Annotated in this window: 20 protein-coding genes; all 20 read right to left on the bottom strand. The window is 48.1% G+C overall.

The features are described from left to right. Positions 1–250 precede the first annotated feature (250 nt). Positions 251–1,144: an AraC family transcriptional regulator gene (locus tag ACKFKF_RS16595; RefSeq protein WP_446868693.1), complete on the bottom strand. Its 894-nt coding sequence runs from the start codon at positions 1,142–1,144 to the stop codon at positions 251–253. Between the two features lie 167 nt (positions 1,145–1,311). Further along, positions 1,312–1,659, bottom strand: a complete 348-nt coding sequence (locus tag ACKFKF_RS16590) for a hypothetical protein (protein WP_446868692.1) — start codon at positions 1,657–1,659, stop codon at positions 1,312–1,314. A 325-nt stretch (positions 1,660–1,984) separates the two neighbouring features. Beyond that, positions 1,985–2,623, bottom strand: a complete 639-nt coding sequence (locus tag ACKFKF_RS16585) for a hypothetical protein (protein ID WP_446868691.1) — start codon at positions 2,621–2,623, stop codon at positions 1,985–1,987. A gap of 56 nt (positions 2,624–2,679) precedes the next feature. After that, a complete protein-coding gene (locus ACKFKF_RS16580; protein ID WP_446868689.1) occupies positions 2,680–2,838 on the bottom strand; it encodes a hypothetical protein in 159 nt (52 codons plus the stop codon). 498 nt (positions 2,839–3,336) lie between these two features. Continuing rightward, positions 3,337–3,624, bottom strand: coding sequence for a hypothetical protein (locus ACKFKF_RS16575; RefSeq protein ID WP_446868688.1), 288 nt, complete (start codon positions 3,622–3,624; stop codon positions 3,337–3,339). 72 nt (positions 3,625–3,696) lie between these two features. Next, positions 3,697–4,392 (bottom strand): stage II sporulation protein M, encoded by a 696-nt coding sequence (locus ACKFKF_RS16570; protein WP_446868687.1) that lies wholly within the window; start codon positions 4,390–4,392, stop codon positions 3,697–3,699. Positions 4,393–4,445: 53 nt separating this feature from the next. Further along, complete coding sequence (locus tag ACKFKF_RS16565) at positions 4,446–5,237, bottom strand: CPBP family intramembrane glutamic endopeptidase (protein ID WP_446868686.1); 792 nt, start codon at positions 5,235–5,237, stop codon at positions 4,446–4,448. Continuing rightward, positions 5,237–5,434 (bottom strand): hypothetical protein, encoded by a 198-nt coding sequence (locus ACKFKF_RS16560; protein WP_446868685.1) that lies wholly within the window; start codon positions 5,432–5,434, stop codon positions 5,237–5,239. Before ACKFKF_RS16560 ends, ACKFKF_RS16565 begins: the two co-directional genes overlap by 1 nt. Positions 5,435–5,490: 56 nt before the next feature. Continuing rightward, complete coding sequence (locus ACKFKF_RS16555) at positions 5,491–6,354, bottom strand: SDR family oxidoreductase (protein WP_446868684.1); 864 nt, start codon at positions 6,352–6,354, stop codon at positions 5,491–5,493. An 83-nt stretch (positions 6,355–6,437) separates the two neighbouring features. Next, positions 6,438–7,118, bottom strand: a complete 681-nt coding sequence (locus tag ACKFKF_RS16550) for a GOLPH3/VPS74 family protein (RefSeq protein ID WP_446868683.1) — start codon at positions 7,116–7,118, stop codon at positions 6,438–6,440. A gap of 35 nt (positions 7,119–7,153) precedes the next feature. Then, on the bottom strand, positions 7,154–7,891 hold the full coding sequence (locus tag ACKFKF_RS16545) for a CPBP family intramembrane glutamic endopeptidase (protein ID WP_446868682.1): 738 nt from the start codon (positions 7,889–7,891) through the stop codon (positions 7,154–7,156). A gap of 64 nt (positions 7,892–7,955) precedes the next feature. Continuing rightward, positions 7,956–8,912 carry a CPBP family intramembrane glutamic endopeptidase gene (locus ACKFKF_RS16540; RefSeq protein WP_446868680.1) on the bottom strand — a complete coding sequence of 319 codons (957 nt, stop codon included), beginning with the start codon at positions 8,910–8,912 and terminating at the stop codon, positions 7,956–7,958. A gap of 256 nt (positions 8,913–9,168) precedes the next feature. Further along, positions 9,169–9,555, bottom strand: a complete 387-nt coding sequence (locus tag ACKFKF_RS16535) for a hypothetical protein (protein WP_446868679.1) — start codon at positions 9,553–9,555, stop codon at positions 9,169–9,171. A 206-nt stretch (positions 9,556–9,761) separates the two neighbouring features. Further along, a complete protein-coding gene (locus ACKFKF_RS16530) occupies positions 9,762–10,319 on the bottom strand; it encodes a DsbA family protein (RefSeq protein ID WP_446868678.1) in 558 nt (185 codons plus the stop codon). A gap of 199 nt (positions 10,320–10,518) precedes the next feature. Then, on the bottom strand, positions 10,519–10,956 hold the full coding sequence (locus tag ACKFKF_RS16525; RefSeq protein WP_446868677.1) for an RDD family protein: 438 nt from the start codon (positions 10,954–10,956) through the stop codon (positions 10,519–10,521). Positions 10,957–11,080: 124 nt separating this feature from the next. Then, positions 11,081–11,455: a peptidoglycan-binding domain-containing protein gene (locus tag ACKFKF_RS16520; protein ID WP_446868676.1), complete on the bottom strand. Its 375-nt coding sequence runs from the start codon at positions 11,453–11,455 to the stop codon at positions 11,081–11,083. Between the two features lie 240 nt (positions 11,456–11,695). After that, a complete protein-coding gene (locus ACKFKF_RS16515; RefSeq protein WP_446868675.1) occupies positions 11,696–12,325 on the bottom strand; it encodes a response regulator in 630 nt (209 codons plus the stop codon). A 7-nt stretch (positions 12,326–12,332) separates the two neighbouring features. Continuing rightward, positions 12,333–14,618, bottom strand: coding sequence for a PAS domain S-box protein (locus tag ACKFKF_RS16510; RefSeq protein ID WP_446868674.1), 2,286 nt, complete (start codon positions 14,616–14,618; stop codon positions 12,333–12,335). A 620-nt stretch (positions 14,619–15,238) separates the two neighbouring features. After that, positions 15,239–15,979 carry a MerR family transcriptional regulator gene (locus ACKFKF_RS16505; protein ID WP_446868673.1) on the bottom strand — a complete coding sequence of 247 codons (741 nt, stop codon included), beginning with the start codon at positions 15,977–15,979 and terminating at the stop codon, positions 15,239–15,241. Positions 15,980–16,039: 60 nt separating this feature from the next. Beyond that, entirely contained in the window at positions 16,040–16,594 is a 555-nt protein-coding gene (locus tag ACKFKF_RS16500; protein ID WP_446868672.1) for a nucleotidyltransferase domain-containing protein, read from the bottom strand. Positions 16,595–16,603 lie beyond the last annotated feature (9 nt).

Here is a 16,603-nt window from a genome sequence, read left to right as displayed (position 1 = left end):
AAGACCTGCTTTTCCCAGGAATGGCCGTTGAGGGGAAATCCATGAATGAGCACAATGGGTTGACCGGCCCCAAGATCTTCGTAATAGATATCAATGGTTGCAGAATTTTCTTGACCAACAGTCACACAAGGCATATTGACCTCCTAATGAACATCGCATGAGGTTCTTATCTGATTTAACCGAAGTGTAGTGAGTTCTAATGCTCGGTTTCTTTCAGATTCTTAGGGTAAATTGTCAGATTCTTAAGGTGTTAGCGAACCTGTTTCGGTGTTACTCCGGTGAATCGCTTAAACTGTTGCGTCAGATGGCTTTGACTGGAGAAGCCGACTTGTAGAGCGATGTCGGCGATCGCTAAATCTGTTCCCTTCAACATTACTTCTGCCCGTTCCACTCGCTGTTTAATCACATACTGATGCGGCGAAATCCCTATTACTTTCTTAAACAAGCTTGCAAAGTAAGTCGGGCTGATATTAACGACGCTTGCCAGTTCAGCCAAGGATAAATCTCGATTTAAATGAGCGTGGATGTAATCGATCGCCTGCTGCAACTGGGTATGAGTTAAGCGGTTGTTTAGTGATGCAATCGGTTTCGCTAGGGTCGAATAGCGCCGTAGTAAATGAATCACTAAAGTCTGAGTGAGTGATTCGATATATAATTGCCCCATCATCCCACCCGATTTCAACTCAGCGAACATTAGCATGCCAATCTGATGAAGTTGCAAATCTTGCTGACCAAAACAAGGCACGAGTTCAAACCGTTTTGAATCAATCTCAGAGACTTCAGCAACTTGTTGAATCAATTCCGGTTTTAAGCAAATGTGCAGCGGAGCACAAATGACATCACTCATATCTGGTGCTTGACACCAATAGCTCGGTTGTCCAGCTGGGACCAAAAGGCTGTCCCCTTGGTGGAGGGTTGATTCATGCAGGCGATCGTCGCGTTTTTGAACTAAAGGGGCAGGATCTCCCGTGTGAAAGTAGAGCCAGTGATCGGATAAAGCAGGAAGTTCCATTTCAAACGCTGAAGCAGGGCTTCGACACTGCTCCAGCAAAATGCCATTCCAGTTCATTTGGCGACTGGAGAACACCAGCGTTTTATTCCACTGGTGGCTGAGTTCGAGCGAGTTGAGCTGGTTGCTGGCCATGGAGCTTGCTCTCACCTTACAAAAATTAAAATTTTCCCAAATCGACTATGGTACAGAAAAGCGTTTGTCAGTCAGGAAGCCAAGATAACAACAAAAGTGTTAGATCATAAGCTAGCGATCAATACTTCTCTCCTTAGACAGACTTTTTCAACTCAGTCAGGAGCCGATCATTCAGCAAAATTGTTCCCGTCTATTACCTCTACGCTATCAATTTTATCAGCTTGTACTTGTAATAGATAGGACTGTTTCAACAACTCAGCGACTTCTTGCGCGATCGCAATCAGGGCATAGTTAATTTTAGAGTCATGGAGAGAATCAGTCTGAGGTAAAATCTCATGCTCAGAATAATTCTCGCGTTGTGATATTGAATGCGTCATAGGATTATTCTCGGTGGCTGATTTATAATCGACTGGTAAAGATTGTTTGTGCTGCGATACTGGTTTCATCATTAGCCTCAGTTTTGATGACGAAAGCTCTCGATTTGATGATCTTAACGCTGCGAAAGCGCCAGACATTGCAGTATGATTAATGAGCCGACCTTCCGTCTTTTTCCGTCAATATGATGTCGCCCAGTGATGTGACTAAATTGCCTTCAGCGATCAAGTTTGCGACCTTAAACGTTGGTATTTATATGTATGTCTCTGTCATCCATTGGCGAACGTCTTCTTTGCAATCAAGGATCTTGTCGCCTGCAAACATACACTCCGCGTCGTCGGTGCAGAAGGACAAAAATTATTCATTTTCGATTTCTGCGATCGCTGCATTTGCTGCTTCTAAAATAGCCTTATTGTTCTCTGGCATCTGAATCTCCCCTGCGCATACCCGATGAAATACTTGGACCTACCGGGGTTGATAACGCAACAGCCATTGCAGGAAAATTTCGGTAACGATGCCGTAGCTTAGCCAGCCTGATCCATAGATCAATGCTGTCGGGAATGGTGCTGGCAGTAGCCCTGGCTGCAAAATGTACGCGACAGTTGAGCTGCTTGCTCCTTGTAGTGCACCTCCTAAAGCACTGACCAGAATCCACCAATGCGCTTTACGGACAAATCGCCTCAAAATCGGAAATTGAGCCGCGCCAAAAATAGCCAGTACAATCGGCTGTTTGACCAAATTCATCCAAAAAACATACCACGCGCCCAGCGTACTGAGGAATTGAATAAGCGGATCAAGGGTTACGTTAAGACTCACCAGCACTAGCCCCAAAGTCCATCCCAGTGTGCTAACCACTATCCACCAAAAGGCTTTAGGAATGTATTGACGCAAAACGAGCCATTGGGCTGCGCCAATAAACAAACCTGTAAAAAATATGGTTGCTATAAACTGAAATCCTGACTCTTCCAGTGCTCCGACGATCGCCCCCGCGATTGTAATAGCCAATATCCACCAGAGCCACAGGCGAGGCGCGATCGCCAACTGTCGTGTTTCATCTTGCCTTACATGCTGCACCATAATGCTCACCCCAGAGTTGCACTTCAACTCGATATCTGTACTATTCGGCTCAACCCGTGCGAGAGCGGTTTTTATCAACAGAACTATGAATCGAGCGATTCGGGAATTTGCAGGTTGTCATTCCAGCCACCTTGACCGGATGTCTCCACGCGATCGCCAATTTTGACCGCTTGCGAGTAGTGCAATTTATTCAGCATGTATTTCCCATAGCCGGGGGTGACAAAAAACTCGGGCTTATCCATAGTGTTCCTTGTGTAGTACGTTTGACTCTATCTCGCGTTGCTGAAACGAATTTGTTTCGGCATCATCCGATTTAGACACTAATGTTCGGAATTCACTTGCCTTATAATCACAATGTTTTCAGCAGACAGTAAAATACCTATTAGCCGCGAAAACGCCTGTAAAATAGCTTCCATCGTCCAGTTCTGACTCTGAAGCTCCCAGACCGTCACAATAATGTTCAATCCAATCACCAACGAGGATAGGATGACCGATGAATTGCGGCTGCGATAGAAGCGGATCGCTGTCTCCCGCCACAATGGGAAGGTGCTGAAAAGACAAACAAGGTAGGATACTCCTGCACTGACAAACAGGCTGGTTTGAAGACCCGAAGGCAGGCTTGGATATCCAATCGCGGTAGCTTCGCTTCACGCAATGTTCGCCGTCAGGCAAACTCCCAGCACCAGATATAGGAAAGTAAACAAAGTAAATCGTTTCATTCTTTCTCTTTCCGATAAAGCTTATTCTCTGTACCACACCCGCACACATTGAAAGCAATTGATTGCAAGACCCTGACTGATCATCACTGGGTGGAAAGCATTACTGGTCGTCAATCCGTAGACATCATCACTTGTGCCTTCAATCCGATCGGGTAAAACAACGGTTTCAACATTGATTACCTGTATCGTTGTACTTGCAATCCACTGATTGACCTCACTCACAACCTCAGAGAAGGATTCATACTCGGCAGGTCCGCCGAAGGGTCCCCGTTCAATAATTCGAGGCGCAAAATCTTTGTACTTAATCATTTGATTCACCATCTTAAAATTGTAGAGTTGACAATCGATTCAAGAAACCATCATGATTTGATCCGTTTAGCGCTACAACAACCATTGGGTCAGCGGAGAAACCAGGTAGCGGAGCGAGAACGCCTCCCAGATCGCGCCGACGATGAACAGTGGGAGCGTGGACAAACTCAACCAACCGAGCTGTTGCAGCCCACGGACGTAACCCTGACGATGGTTCCGAGTACCGATGGTTGCGGGGCGAACCCAAGACCGACCAAGAATGTATGCGCCAAACATCAAGAGAGCGTAAGCTTGGAATTCGATGAGTATCGTCAGCGAGTGCGGGATCAGTGCCACCGCCATAATCTTGGTAGTCGGAGCCATGCCTAAACCGAGAGTGAACGTCTTATACGCAAACATGGCAATGCCAGTAAAGGGAACGATCAGCGAAGGGAGCACGATCCACAGCGCGCCGGTCGTGAGGTTGACTCCCAGGATGGTCAGCGAGAACAGCCAGGGGGTATTGATTAGCGATCGGACAAGATCAGCCGTTCCGTTGTCTTCCAGGATGGCTACCCGAGTTGCGCTCAGGTTGGGGAAGACTGTCGCCGCTATCAACCCAGTGATGACTAAGCCATACACAATGGCGTTGATGGTAAAGTAGGCGCGAAAATTAGTGCGAATGATCTGAAGAGGTTTGCGAAGAAATCGCAGAAGCGGGTGTTTGGCACTGGGAGTAAGTGGTCGTTGTGGAGACTGGTCTTTGGTGGCGATCGTTTTGCGTGACATGTTTTAGCTCCGATATTTGGTGATGGATGCAGTGATGCTTGCCAGAAAAAAGCTTAGGCAAATCTTGCCAGCAAAAGGCTAAGAGCAAAGGAAAAGGCATGAAAGCTGACATGGGATAACATCGCAGCCTCAAGCGAGTATTGCCAAAAGAGCCAGCCAAAAGCAATGCCAGCGATCCCATTGAGTAATATTGCTCGGATAATCACAAGTGGAGTGAGTGGAACGATCGCGGCAGCCGCTGGTAGGTGTAGTAGTCCAAATACCAACGCGGCTAGAACGATCGCACCTTGGTACATTCCTTGGCTTGGCAACGTAATGCCTTGTTTTAGCCCTTTCCACGCGATCCAAACAAGCAGCGACATTAAACCCCAGCGCATCAGAATTTCCTCAGTGATGCCGCCATAAAGCATTGCAGTAAGTGAACTCAGCCAATTCGGTTCTGTGTGATTGGATGCCTGTAGCGCTTCAGGTAGGGCAGGCTGCATCAACCGATCGAGCAACAGGACAATGATCATCGTCGCTGCACCCAAACCCAAGCTCCATTTCATCTCAATGACAGAATATGGAATCTTAGGGGTATGAAATACCCAGTAGTCAATCAAATGTGAGCGTAATCCAACGCGATAGGCACAGCCAATTCCGATCAGAATGCTGATTGCCAGTAGCACTGTAAGCTGTAGTGCTTGCAGCAGCATTAAAACCCACAGTGGCGGAATGTTTGCTAGTCTTTCTGGAGACAGTTTCGCCAACCGTTGCTCAACTAATGAAACCGAGGTAATCGCAAGCATCGCAATTCCCGCAATGCCCAACACAAATAGAATCCCAAATTGTTTCAGAATTGCCATTAGTTTAAACTCCAGAGGATTGCCGTCTCTCGCCAGAATGGGAAGGTACTGAGAATACAGGTGATGTAGGACGCTCCTGCATTGATGAACAGGCTGGTTTGAAGACTCGAAGGCAGATTTGGGTATCCAAGCGCGATCGCCGTCAGACAGGCTCCCAGCGCAAGATACAGGAAAGTAAACAAGGTAAATCGTTTCATTATTCTTCAATGACAACTCAGGTTCGTTTCGGTGCAGCAGGCTTATTGGGCTGCGTCTAGCTAAACTTTGTTGCGTAGTCACCGGCGAATGTCTTAAAACTGCGCGGCTCTTTATCAATTGCGTCCTGTATACCAGACGAAACCGCTGCTGCCTCATTGCGTCGGTAATGCGCGTAATCCTCAATCAGCCCGTCTGCTTGCCAAGCTGGCATCCCAATGTTGAGCAGTTGATCGCGCATTGCTTCAGATGGAATATCGACGAATGCAATCTGACGATTGAGCGCAGCCGAGAGTTGTTCTGCCATCTCAGCATGAGTCAATGCCTGTGGTCCAGTAAGGTTGTAAATCTTTCCCTCATGCCCTGTTTCTGTTAGAGCAACTACTGCAATTTCTGCAATATCGCGGACATCTACTACGCTGACCTTGGCATCACCGATCGCTGCATAAAAGGCGCTTTGGCTTGTGATCGTCGATCTAAAGTTTAATAAGCCCTGCATAAAGAGGTTGGGACGCAGAAACGTGTACGTCATTCCTGATGCTTGAATTGCCGCTTCGACTGCGGCATGGTAACGCAAAAAACGCACGGGTGAATGGGCATCGGCTGCAAATTGCGATAGTTTGACGATATGCTTGACACCACTCTGACGGGCCGCATCAACGAACGCGAGTTGTTGCGCTTCTGCGTGTTCTGTAGAGTTCGTTAAGAGAAATGCACGGTCTACTTCAGTCAGCGCCTCCAACAGCGTCTCAGGGCGATCAAAGTTCCCCTCCACCACTTCAACATTCGGGAGTGCAATTTCCTTTGCTCGATCATGGTTACGAACCATTGCGCGGACTTGCACATTCTGTGCTGAGAGTCGCTTAACAATCTCTGTACCGTTGCTCCCAGTTGCGCCAGTTACTAAAATCTTCCGGTTCATTGGAAATCTCGTGATGGGTGTGTTGTAGTAAGCTTTAAAGTTTTGTGGGCAGTGCCCACCCTACTGGCTGCGATCTAACGTTTTCATCCGCCATTGATTGCACCCAGAGTCGTGGCTGCTTGAATGGTGAAAATTGCCTTTGAAACTGCTTTGCCGACCAACTCCCCTTCTGCGATCGCCTTAATTCGCGATCGCGCTTCAGTCCGTTCTTCAGGTCTGAACACCGCATCGGTCAGGTGAGAGGCTTGCATCAAACTAATCAATGCTGCCATCCGAGAATCCAGTCCAATGCCTTCTAACACGGCTGCACGAACTTGCTGGACAATCTCGCGTTGAATGGATTCATCGGTTAAAAAATATCGCTGCGTTGGGAACAGTCCAAGAATGCGTTGCTCTTGTCGTTCTAAAACACCTAAATCAACTAAGTTCTGCAACACAATCGGCTGAAACCATCTGTATCTTCGTCTCCAACAAGTCACCCAGAACCTTGCAGTTCGAGGACGAGACGATGCCAGAACCTCATTGAGGTGTCGATCTAAGAATTCATCGCCTGTGTTGCCTGCGGTTCCTGCGGAGTTGCGCAAAGCGCTAATCGCACCGATCACACGATTGTTGTTGTCGATCTCAAGTTTGCCTTGCAGGACTAAGTCTAGTAACAAAGAACCGACCAAGCCATATTCGAGCGCCGCGTAGAAAGAGAAGCGAGTTTTCCCAGTTTGGGGATTGAGTGCAAGCAGGATTAAATCCTGTGAAAGATATTGCATGATGAATTCCTGATTGAGGTATGCTGCGGTTTCTTTCAGCCCGTGCCAACGAGCACCATGATCGGGATTGTGGGCAGGTTGAAAACAATATGAACGACGAGACCGGGCCAGATTGAGCCGCTACGACGGAAGACCTCAGCGGTAGCGAGACCGGCCACAATGGCCGCCGGAAAGACAATGTTAATACCGTGCATGAGAGCGAAGATCACGGTGCTACCCACTACCCCAGCGAACGAGCCATAGCGCAGCAGCGCGTTGGTAACGATGCCGCGATAGAGCAGTTCTTCGCCGAAGGGTGAGAAGACGGAGATCAATACTGTGGACAAAACCAGAGACAGTAACCCGCCACGACCACCCTCTGCGTAAACATCCTGGACATTGTCCGTGTCCCCGGTGATCTGGATCCAGGCCATGATCGCCAGACCCTTGAGCACAAAGGCAACCAGCCCTACGCCAACACTGGTCAGAAGCCAGCGACTGGAGGTTCGGCGTACACCGAAGGCGCTCAGGGAACGGATCCGCAGCCGCGCAGCTGCCGTGAACGCGATGAGGGTGGCGACGCCGGTCCATGCAGCCAAGATCAGACCGTGGACCACGGGGTCAAGACCGAGTTGCTTGAACAGCGAGACGCCTCCGAACCCTACGATTAAATAGACGACGAGTCCGACGATAATCTCGGGCCAGCCCGGGCGGGAGGTCTTGTTAGGCCGAGCCGAGGGCGCGGAAGGGGGCTTTCCCGACTCCCGCAGATGATTTGAAGAAACACGAGGCATGATAATTGACTCCTTTTATCGGGTTGCTGACTTCAGTTGCTGATGGGTTTGGGATTTGCCGGGGTCACCAACGACCCTTCTGGTGGCTCTGGGAAACAGATTGGGGCGACTCCTGCTTGAACACCTTGTAGGCGATCGCCAGAAACACGGGTGCTGCAACCAGCACCGCTAGCGCCCCGTAGGTCGCGTGATACTCGCTGATTGTGAACAGAGCGGGTGAGGGCAAAGCACTTCCAGTAATGTCGAACAGGAGTGCCCCGCCGATGTTGTTCGCGAAGTGTACGCCGATGGCGAGTTCAGTGGTGCCGTCAATCAACGAGACCACAGTCCACAACAGACCTGGAACGAGGAAGTAGTTGGAAAAGACCGTGAGCCAACCGCCTGCGATCGCCTCCGGGTTTAAGAGGTGCGGCAGGGTGAATATCACGGCTGGCACGATTGCCAGAAAAACGCGGTTGCTCCAGATGAGGCTCGCGCCCTGCACAATGTATCCGCGAAAGAAAAGCTCCTCGGTGGTCGTCTGGATCGCGGTAAGAACCAGTGCGATCGGGACGAAGAGTGCGAACGTTAAGAGGTCAGAGTTAAAGGAGAAGGTATCCGGGTAAAACAGATACTGCCCCAGCCCACCGATCAGGCAGTACGGCACGAACCACGCTACGAATCCATGACCGACCCGATGCCAGTCTATCCGCTTCCGCGCCGTGACGAGCGTCCGGGGGTGGCGGCGGTGGACGAGGGAGACAGCGATAAGGACTCCCGCGAGGAAGGGCAGGAAACTCACCGTGACAAACAAGTAGTATTCCACAAGCCCGAGACCCGAGGGGTCTGCCTGTCCGCCAAGCGCGAACGCGACGAGTACGCTGGCACCACTACCGACAACCAACCACGCAAAGAGGATGACCACCAGTCCCAGAACATACCGCCACCCCCGATGCTTACCCCACCGGGCAGCCTCCACATAAGTTGAGTCTTTCGCTTCCGTTCCGCTTCCCGGTTTTCCTTTAGTTACTTTGATCCTCATCTTTGTCTCCTTGACTCGTCCGTGTATGTAGCCAAACCCTTGGCTAAGGTTGAGTTGAGCATCGCGAGACCCAACCTACAGAAAAGTTTTTTCAATCAATCAGCGTAATGGTCATGGTTTCTCCTCGTCATGTTGTAAATTGAGCCACCTAGCGGTATTCCAGTTACTTTTTTGTGCCACGGGAACAAAGCATTTGTGATAACTCAGGTAGGGTTCTGGTTCAGAGAAATAGTCCCAATCCACCAGTGCATAAAGTTCAGCTTCTCGTACAAGCTTGTTGCATTAAAAGGCGGTTGTTTTGATAGACCTCTAATGTCCCAGCCTGCGGATCATCCAACGTCCCATCCCAAACCCAATATTCATAGTTGCCACTCCCAAACTTGTACACTCGAACGCCTTCAGTCGCCTGGCTGGTTCCTCCACCCAAACTTAAATTACCGTTAGGACTGATGGCTCGATAAAGCAGTTCACCAGATTGATAGTTTCGCCAAATGTTAATGGTGTAACAGCCTTGGCATTGAGTACTCAAGATGAGGGTGGCTGTAGAATCAGCAGCAGCAGGCAAGGAGAAATAACCTGAAATACAGATAGGCAGAGCGAAGAATAATGCGGCTCTTTTGAGGAGTGTTTTCACTGTTTTCATTGTTTTCCTTGTGTAAAACTCATTGATTAAAATAGTTCAGATCGAATTGCCTCAGGGGTGTGCTTGCTAAAATCAGCTAGCTTGATCGGGAGCACTTATTCCTGAGACTAAAACCGAGCATTTACAAGTTGTTCATTCACGAGGCTTGATTAACTCACTGTATATCCGTCATCAATTACTAACGGTTGACCAGTTATGAACAGAGCTTAGTGACTTGCAGCAACAATGGCTGTGATCAACTCTGTCATTTTCCAGCATGCGGTATATCGAATGTTATTAACAAATAGGGCTGGAGCAGTTGTTACTCCACTGTGTATTCCACCTTCGATATTTTCATTGATGCGATCGATATGCACTTGTTTAGACAACTCTTTGAGAAACGGAGGAATATCAAGCCCTAAATCATTGGCGTACTCGACAAGATAGCCATTCTCCAGGTTTTGTTGATGGGCAAATAAAGTGTCGTGCATTAACCAAAACTGTCCCTGGGCAGCGGCGGCTTCGGCAGCCTGGGCTGCCCGTTGGGCCTGAGGATGAATCTGCGTTTGCGGAAAATGGCGGAAGATAAAGCATAAATAATCTTCTCCCAAAGAAGCACTCAGCTCCCGTTTGATCGCTTTAACCATCTTGTAAACGTCTGCACTTCTAGAGCATTGATAGTCTCCATACATCACCAGCACGACCTTGGCACTCAGCACACCTTGCATCCAATCTTGGGTTGAAGGCGGGACAAGTAAGGAACTGTGGCTGCGATCGTCGTTCATTTTTCTACATCTGCATCAAGCAGAGAACCTGGCAATAAAAGCTGGGAAAAACCTTGTGATTCAGGAAATTTACCAGCGTAAGCAATTTGAACATGAGCTGAATCACTTTGAGTCGGTGATTGCTGCGTTAGCGTAACGCGAGGAATTTTTGTTAGTCAATCAGAGTTTGATAACTCACCCTTATCTCCTGGTTCAACGTTTATCCTTTCAGCACGACCGTATTAAAAATCTTGTCGTGCCAAGTTTGCTGCTGTTCATCGATAAAGAACCAGAGATAACCTAAACAAAAGATTAGACCACTCAGATAGTATCCGATCGAACCGCGCAAACCCGCTCCTACAAAAGACAAAGAACTGCAATCAACTTTAACAACTCGGATGTTCATCATTCCCATCCCAATGGATCGTTCTCGACGACTCCAAAAGTAACCAAAGTACAAAAAATGTTCAAGCCAGAGAACAAGCAAAAATCCGATCAAGCCCAGAGACAGTATTAAACCGGGAATTTGTATTTGACTCCGTTGATATATTCCAGCAGCTAATCCAATCGCAAACATTGCTAGCGAATAGAGAAGTATGAGAATCGCTTGATCAATCAACCAAGCCAACAAACGTTGTAAAAAGCTTGCCTGAGGCACCTTTATACTCCTATTTGAATAATTTCCAAAGTCTATCTAAGGCAAGTTCGAGATAAGAAATCGCCCTAGATAAACTTTGGCGGTTTCCAACCGTCGAGCGTCCAAGAATTATCTCGAACTTACATTAGCTTAGGTTCCGCCAACGGCGAGCAAATTCATCTAGATCTGATCTAGAAATCTGAGATTGCAACCATTCAAACGCCTCTTTTTGATAGGAATATTTCGATGGCTCGTAGTAACTGGCAGCATCAGTCAGTTGAATGGGTGCATTGCCACCTTGACGAAGGGCTTGCCAAGTTCGAGGGCCAACGATGCCATCTGTAGCAATGCCACTCTGCTTTTGAAATTGAACGACTGCGGCGCGAGTCGCATTGCCAAAGTCTCCATCAACTTTAACGTTGATTCCTTTCGCATTCAGCAATTGTTGTAGCCTAGTGACAGCAGCACCAGAATCGCCTTGGCGTAGGATTGGGTCTGTTGCTGTGGAAGTAGATGTCATTGATTTATCTCCAACGGGTTAGGGTTGAAAACTCAATCAGCTTTGGCTCTAGAAGAGCATGATTTGCTTGATTGGATGCATTTCTATTTGCATACATTCAATGTAGAAGATTGGTTTCCAGTCGTCGCCTATAGCGAGTTAACTCTTTTACAGTACAAATTGATAGAGCAACTACTCATCGCAAAGTAGAAGGCTGACTATAACTTAAGTTAGAATCCGAAGTCGATCGAAAGTACAACCCTACAAACTAACAATGCCGCGTTTAACGGCAACAATCACCGCTTGAGTGCGATCGCTCACATCCAATTTATTCAAAATCCGATTGACGTGAGATTTAACCGTGCCTTCACCAATATTCAAAGCATCAGCAATCTCAGCATTACTCATTCCCTGCGCCAGTGAGCCGAGTACTTCTAGTTCTCGTTCGCTCAGTTCTGGATTGCTGAGGCGCTGTGCTAACTTTGCGCCCACATCGGACGGAATATATTGCTGACCCCGATGAACGATACGAATGGCATTCAAAAGCTCGTCCGGTTCAGTTTCTTTTAACAGATATCCTTTTGCGCCTGCCTGCAATCCCCGATAGATATCTTCGTCACTATCGTATGTGGTCAGGACAATGATTCGAGCCGATTTAGCAGTCGCACAAATTGCGCCAATCGCAGCAACTCCCTCTACTTCCGGCATTCGCAGATCCATCAGCGTGACATCCGGTTGGTGCTCCCCAAATAGAGCGATCGCCTGTTCCCCATTTTCAGCTTGTGCAATCACCTGCATCTCTGGATCACGGTTAATAATCGTGGCTAATCCTTGCCGAAAAATGGCATGATCGTCTGCAATCAAAACCCGAATGGTCGTGGCTTGGTTCATCGTGACGCTACTCCCGATTGACAGTGACAATCATCTCTGTTCCTTGTCCGGGTTGACTCCGAATCGTGAGTTGTGCGCCGATGCGCTCTGCCCGTTCGCTCATACCCAGTAAGCCAAATCCCTCAGAGGAGGGAATACTTCCAACTCCAAAGCCCTGTCCATTGTCTTTCACGCGCAAGCAAAATCGATCGCGATCGTATCTTAGCTCCACTCGAATTTCGTCAGCATGGGCGTGTCTAATCGCATTGGTTAAAGCTTCCTGTCCAATCCGCAGTAGGTTACTCTCAACTTCACTGGGTAGAGCGTACACTGCCCCCTCAATCTCATAATACAAAGTGGTATCTAGTGCGGCAGTTCTGAGTTGAGCGACGAGACGATGGAGAGCGCTCTGTAGACTGCCTTCCTCCAAAAGCTGAGGACGGAGCGCGACAACTGATCGCCGCGCTTCAGTCAGTCCAGTTCGCGCCAATTCTTTGATCAGGTCGAGATGTGCCCCAGTTGCTTCGACATCATCCGTTAGCACCTGTTTCGCCGCTCCCACCTGAGCTAGAATGCCTGTAAACGCCTGAGCAAGGGTATCGTGAATTTCGCGTGCCATGCGGTTGCGTTCTTCCAGAATCGAGGTGGCTTCTGCTTGCTTTTGCAAGGTAATATCTCGCGCCAACCAAAGCACCTGCTTATGCCGAATTGGGGCAATGCGAGCCGAAAACCAGATTTCTCGTCCAGCTATCCACTGGCTGTATTCAACAGTGAGGACTTGTTGGGTTCTCAACACCTGCTGAATATAACTCAGGAATTCATCGGCTTGTTCCCTGGAATAGAGTTGATGCAGTGTTTTGCCAATATACTCCTCCCGATATAACTCTCCATAGGACGGATTCCCTTTGATTGCACAGATCAATTGCCCCTTACCATCGAAGATACACATTGGATCGGGAATGGCTGAAAAGAGCGATCGCAGTTCTGCTTCAGAGGCTTGCAACGCAACTTCTGCCTGTTTACGATCGCTAATATCCGCAAGCACCCCTTCGATGTAGTCATCGCCTGCATTCAGATAAGAAGAGAAAAGTCCCCAAAACACTGTCCCATCTCGTTTTCGCATCTGTGCTTCATAGCTTCGCACTTCCCCATCCCGCTTCATCACCTCGATGCCTTGTTGGCGATCGCTGGGATTGACCCAATAGCCTGTAGTGTGTTCAATCCCAATCATCTCTTGGGGTGAATCAAAGCCAAACAGATCGGCAAAGCGTTGATTGGCATCGAGAATTAATCCATCACCGATACGGGTACGGTAGATACCAACCTGCGAGTTTGCAAAGATGTTGCGGAACTTAGCTTCACTACGTTGTAATGCCTCTTCTGCTTGCCTCCGCTGAGTGGTGTCATTGCCCACCGATAAGATTTCAACGACCTTTCCCTGGTCATTGAAGATGGCTTGATTTGACCAAGCCATCCAAACTCGCCGACCGTCTCGACACAGATTTTCACCCTCACCTTGCGGGTACGCTTGAGGATTGCGAAGTAAATCGTGAACCATAGGTTTGACATCGCGCCCAGAGAGTTCGACTTCTGGAATGATGGTTTCAAATAAGGTTCGCCCTAAAATCTGATATTCTTCATAGCCAAGAAGTTTTATCCCATAATCGTTGATGTAGTGAATCCGTCCTTGCGGATCGTAGCGAATGATGGCTGAATTTGCGGTTTGTAGCAAATTGCGATAATTCGCTTCACTTTGTCTTAATGCGTCTTCTGTTCGTTCGCGATCGCTGATCTCCTGCTGTAAGGCTTGAGTTTGCTCTTCTAGTTTCCGTTCCAGTGTTTCGGTATAGTTTGCTAACCGTTCACACAGCCGAGCATTTTCAAGTGAGATCGCTGCCTGATCGATCAACAGTTTAAGGACTTGCAAGCGATCGCGGGTAAACACTCCGGTACTGAGATTGTTCTCTAGATAAAGAATGCCAATCAACTGACTTTGATTGAGAATTGGCATACACAAGAGCGATCGCGTCTGGTGGTGTTGAATGTAAGGATCAGTTGAAAAAGACGGTTCGCTGACTGCATCATCAAGCACTAAAGTTTCTTGAATGCGTTCTACCAAGTGAATGACGGAGACAGGAATCGTTGCACAGTCGGCAACAGCAAATTTTTCCAGGTCACACGGTTTATTTCCGCTGCATTGAGCTACTACAATGAGTTGATTCTCTTGTATGAGAACCAGAGCGCCAGTTTCGGCTCCTGCGCTTTCGGTTACCACCTGCATCAATGTGGCAATCAATTGATCGAGATGGATCATTAAACTCCCCCCGACGAAGGGCGGTCAATCATCTCTCAAAGTATATCGCTTGCCAAAATCCAGAAAATTAAGCTTCTGGGCGAATTTTTTGAAGGTTTTCCAAGGGCTGCATTAAAGCCTTGAATGATGAAATATGGTTTGTCTGATTCTTAAGCCGTTAGCGAACCTACTTGGAGGTCATTCCAGCGAGGCATTTGAACTGTTGTGTCAGATGGCTTTGACTAGAGAAACCAACTTGTAAGGCAATGCCTGCGATCACATCCCTCTAATGGAAGGGATTGTGCCAATCTGTAAGCAGATCATTCATCAAGGGCTGCTGTTGTCTCAATCCGACTAATGTTTTGAGAGAGGCAAATGAGGTAACACCGATGCCAGTAAGCGGGGCGTGAGTTTGCCAGAAATTGCACCTATTCTCGCGCAATTTCCGGCGAGTTCGATACGCTCGATAAAGCAGCAACTTCCAAGACTCAAGCGATCGCTTTCAGGCTCTAAATTTTCAGGATCACAATTAATCGACAACCTCAAATGTGGAGGAATCAGTCAATGGTGAGGAAATGAACTCAGCGTTCTTAATGCCCTATAGTGGGCGATCGCAAGCAACGTAGACTGCCCACTTCTCATTACTCTGTTTGCTCCAGAGCAGCCCTGGCTAGAGCCAGGTATTCCATTATCGCTGCATCGACCATTCCTCTACTGACCGCTTCAGGCTGCTCCTGCTGATACATTCGGTTTAAGGATTGTTCAATTCCAGGATCATCCCCTGTAAATTCTTGGATCAATTGAATCGCTCGTCGAGCGAGAGCTTTGACGGGTTCACTGGCTGGATCAGTGCCCTTCGCCATCTCTGCCCGTACTTGATCAAATAAATCTTGCCATTCGGCTTGAACTTGCTTAATCCGCTCCTCGCCAACCAATTCCTGACGTTGCCTGAGGGATTCCAATTGTTCAGGGGTGTAATATTTTTCCAACATATTCATTGCCTCAATGGTTTGAATGAGTGCTTCCACAGACACGGTTTGCATCGAACTCACGGCTTGAGCGATCGCGTCCAGGCGATTAAGCAATTTTTGAGAAAGTTCAATTTGCTCACGCAAGCGGGCGGCATGGAGTTGAATCACGCGATCGAAGGAAAAGTTGTGTGGCTCCAGGCACTCGCGGATTTCTTCGAGGGAGAAGCCAATTTGCCGCAGCGATATAATTTGCTGCAAGCGAATGATGTCCTCCTTGCCATACAGTCGATACCCTGCTTCAGTGCGATGAGAGGGCGAAAGTAAGCCGATCTCGTCGTAGTAATGCAACGTCCGTACCGAAACCCCTGTTTGTCTCGCCAAATCACCGACCTTGAGTGCAACCGATTGCATCTTCCCCTCCTGATCCTTTGCAAACAACCTTAATCTGTGGATGAATCTATGGTAAAAACCTCACGTAACGTCAGGGTCAAGGGGTGAAGCAAAAAAATGTTTAAATTGTTTGTGTAAGTTTTGTGTTTCAATTTCACCAAAGAATCTTCTGGCGATCGCAAAACTCGAAAAATCTTTGGGTCGCCACTCACTCTGTGGAACTTCTTCGATGTAGTAAAAATAATCCCAGAGAATTGCTTCCCAACTGGTGCAACGAAGTAATTTACCGCTAAGACTTCCTGTAGGTTCGGATGGACAGGTTCCCGGAGGTAAGCCTTCTAGCTCGTAGCCCTCTCCAGCGCGAATATAGGGTTCACAGTCCAGGAGAATGCCTTGTATTTCTGCCAGAAAACCGTAGGAGGTTTGTTCTGTAATGACACCGCCAAGGGAGTGCAGTAACGCCAGAAACTCAGTGGTGCGATCGCCCGGATATGCAATATCAATATCCTCATGCTCACGGGTGATGCGATTTAATTTGGCATCGATTGCCCAACCACCCTGCAACCACAACGGCAAATTGATTTGGTCTGCTGCCGAAAATAACTGATGGATCAACTCAATGTGGCGATCGTTCATACTCACAGT

Source organism: Phormidesmis sp. 146-12, assembly GCF_052939495.1.
Note: the sequence above shows the minus strand (reverse complement) of the source record. Positions and strands in the feature narration are given on the sequence as shown.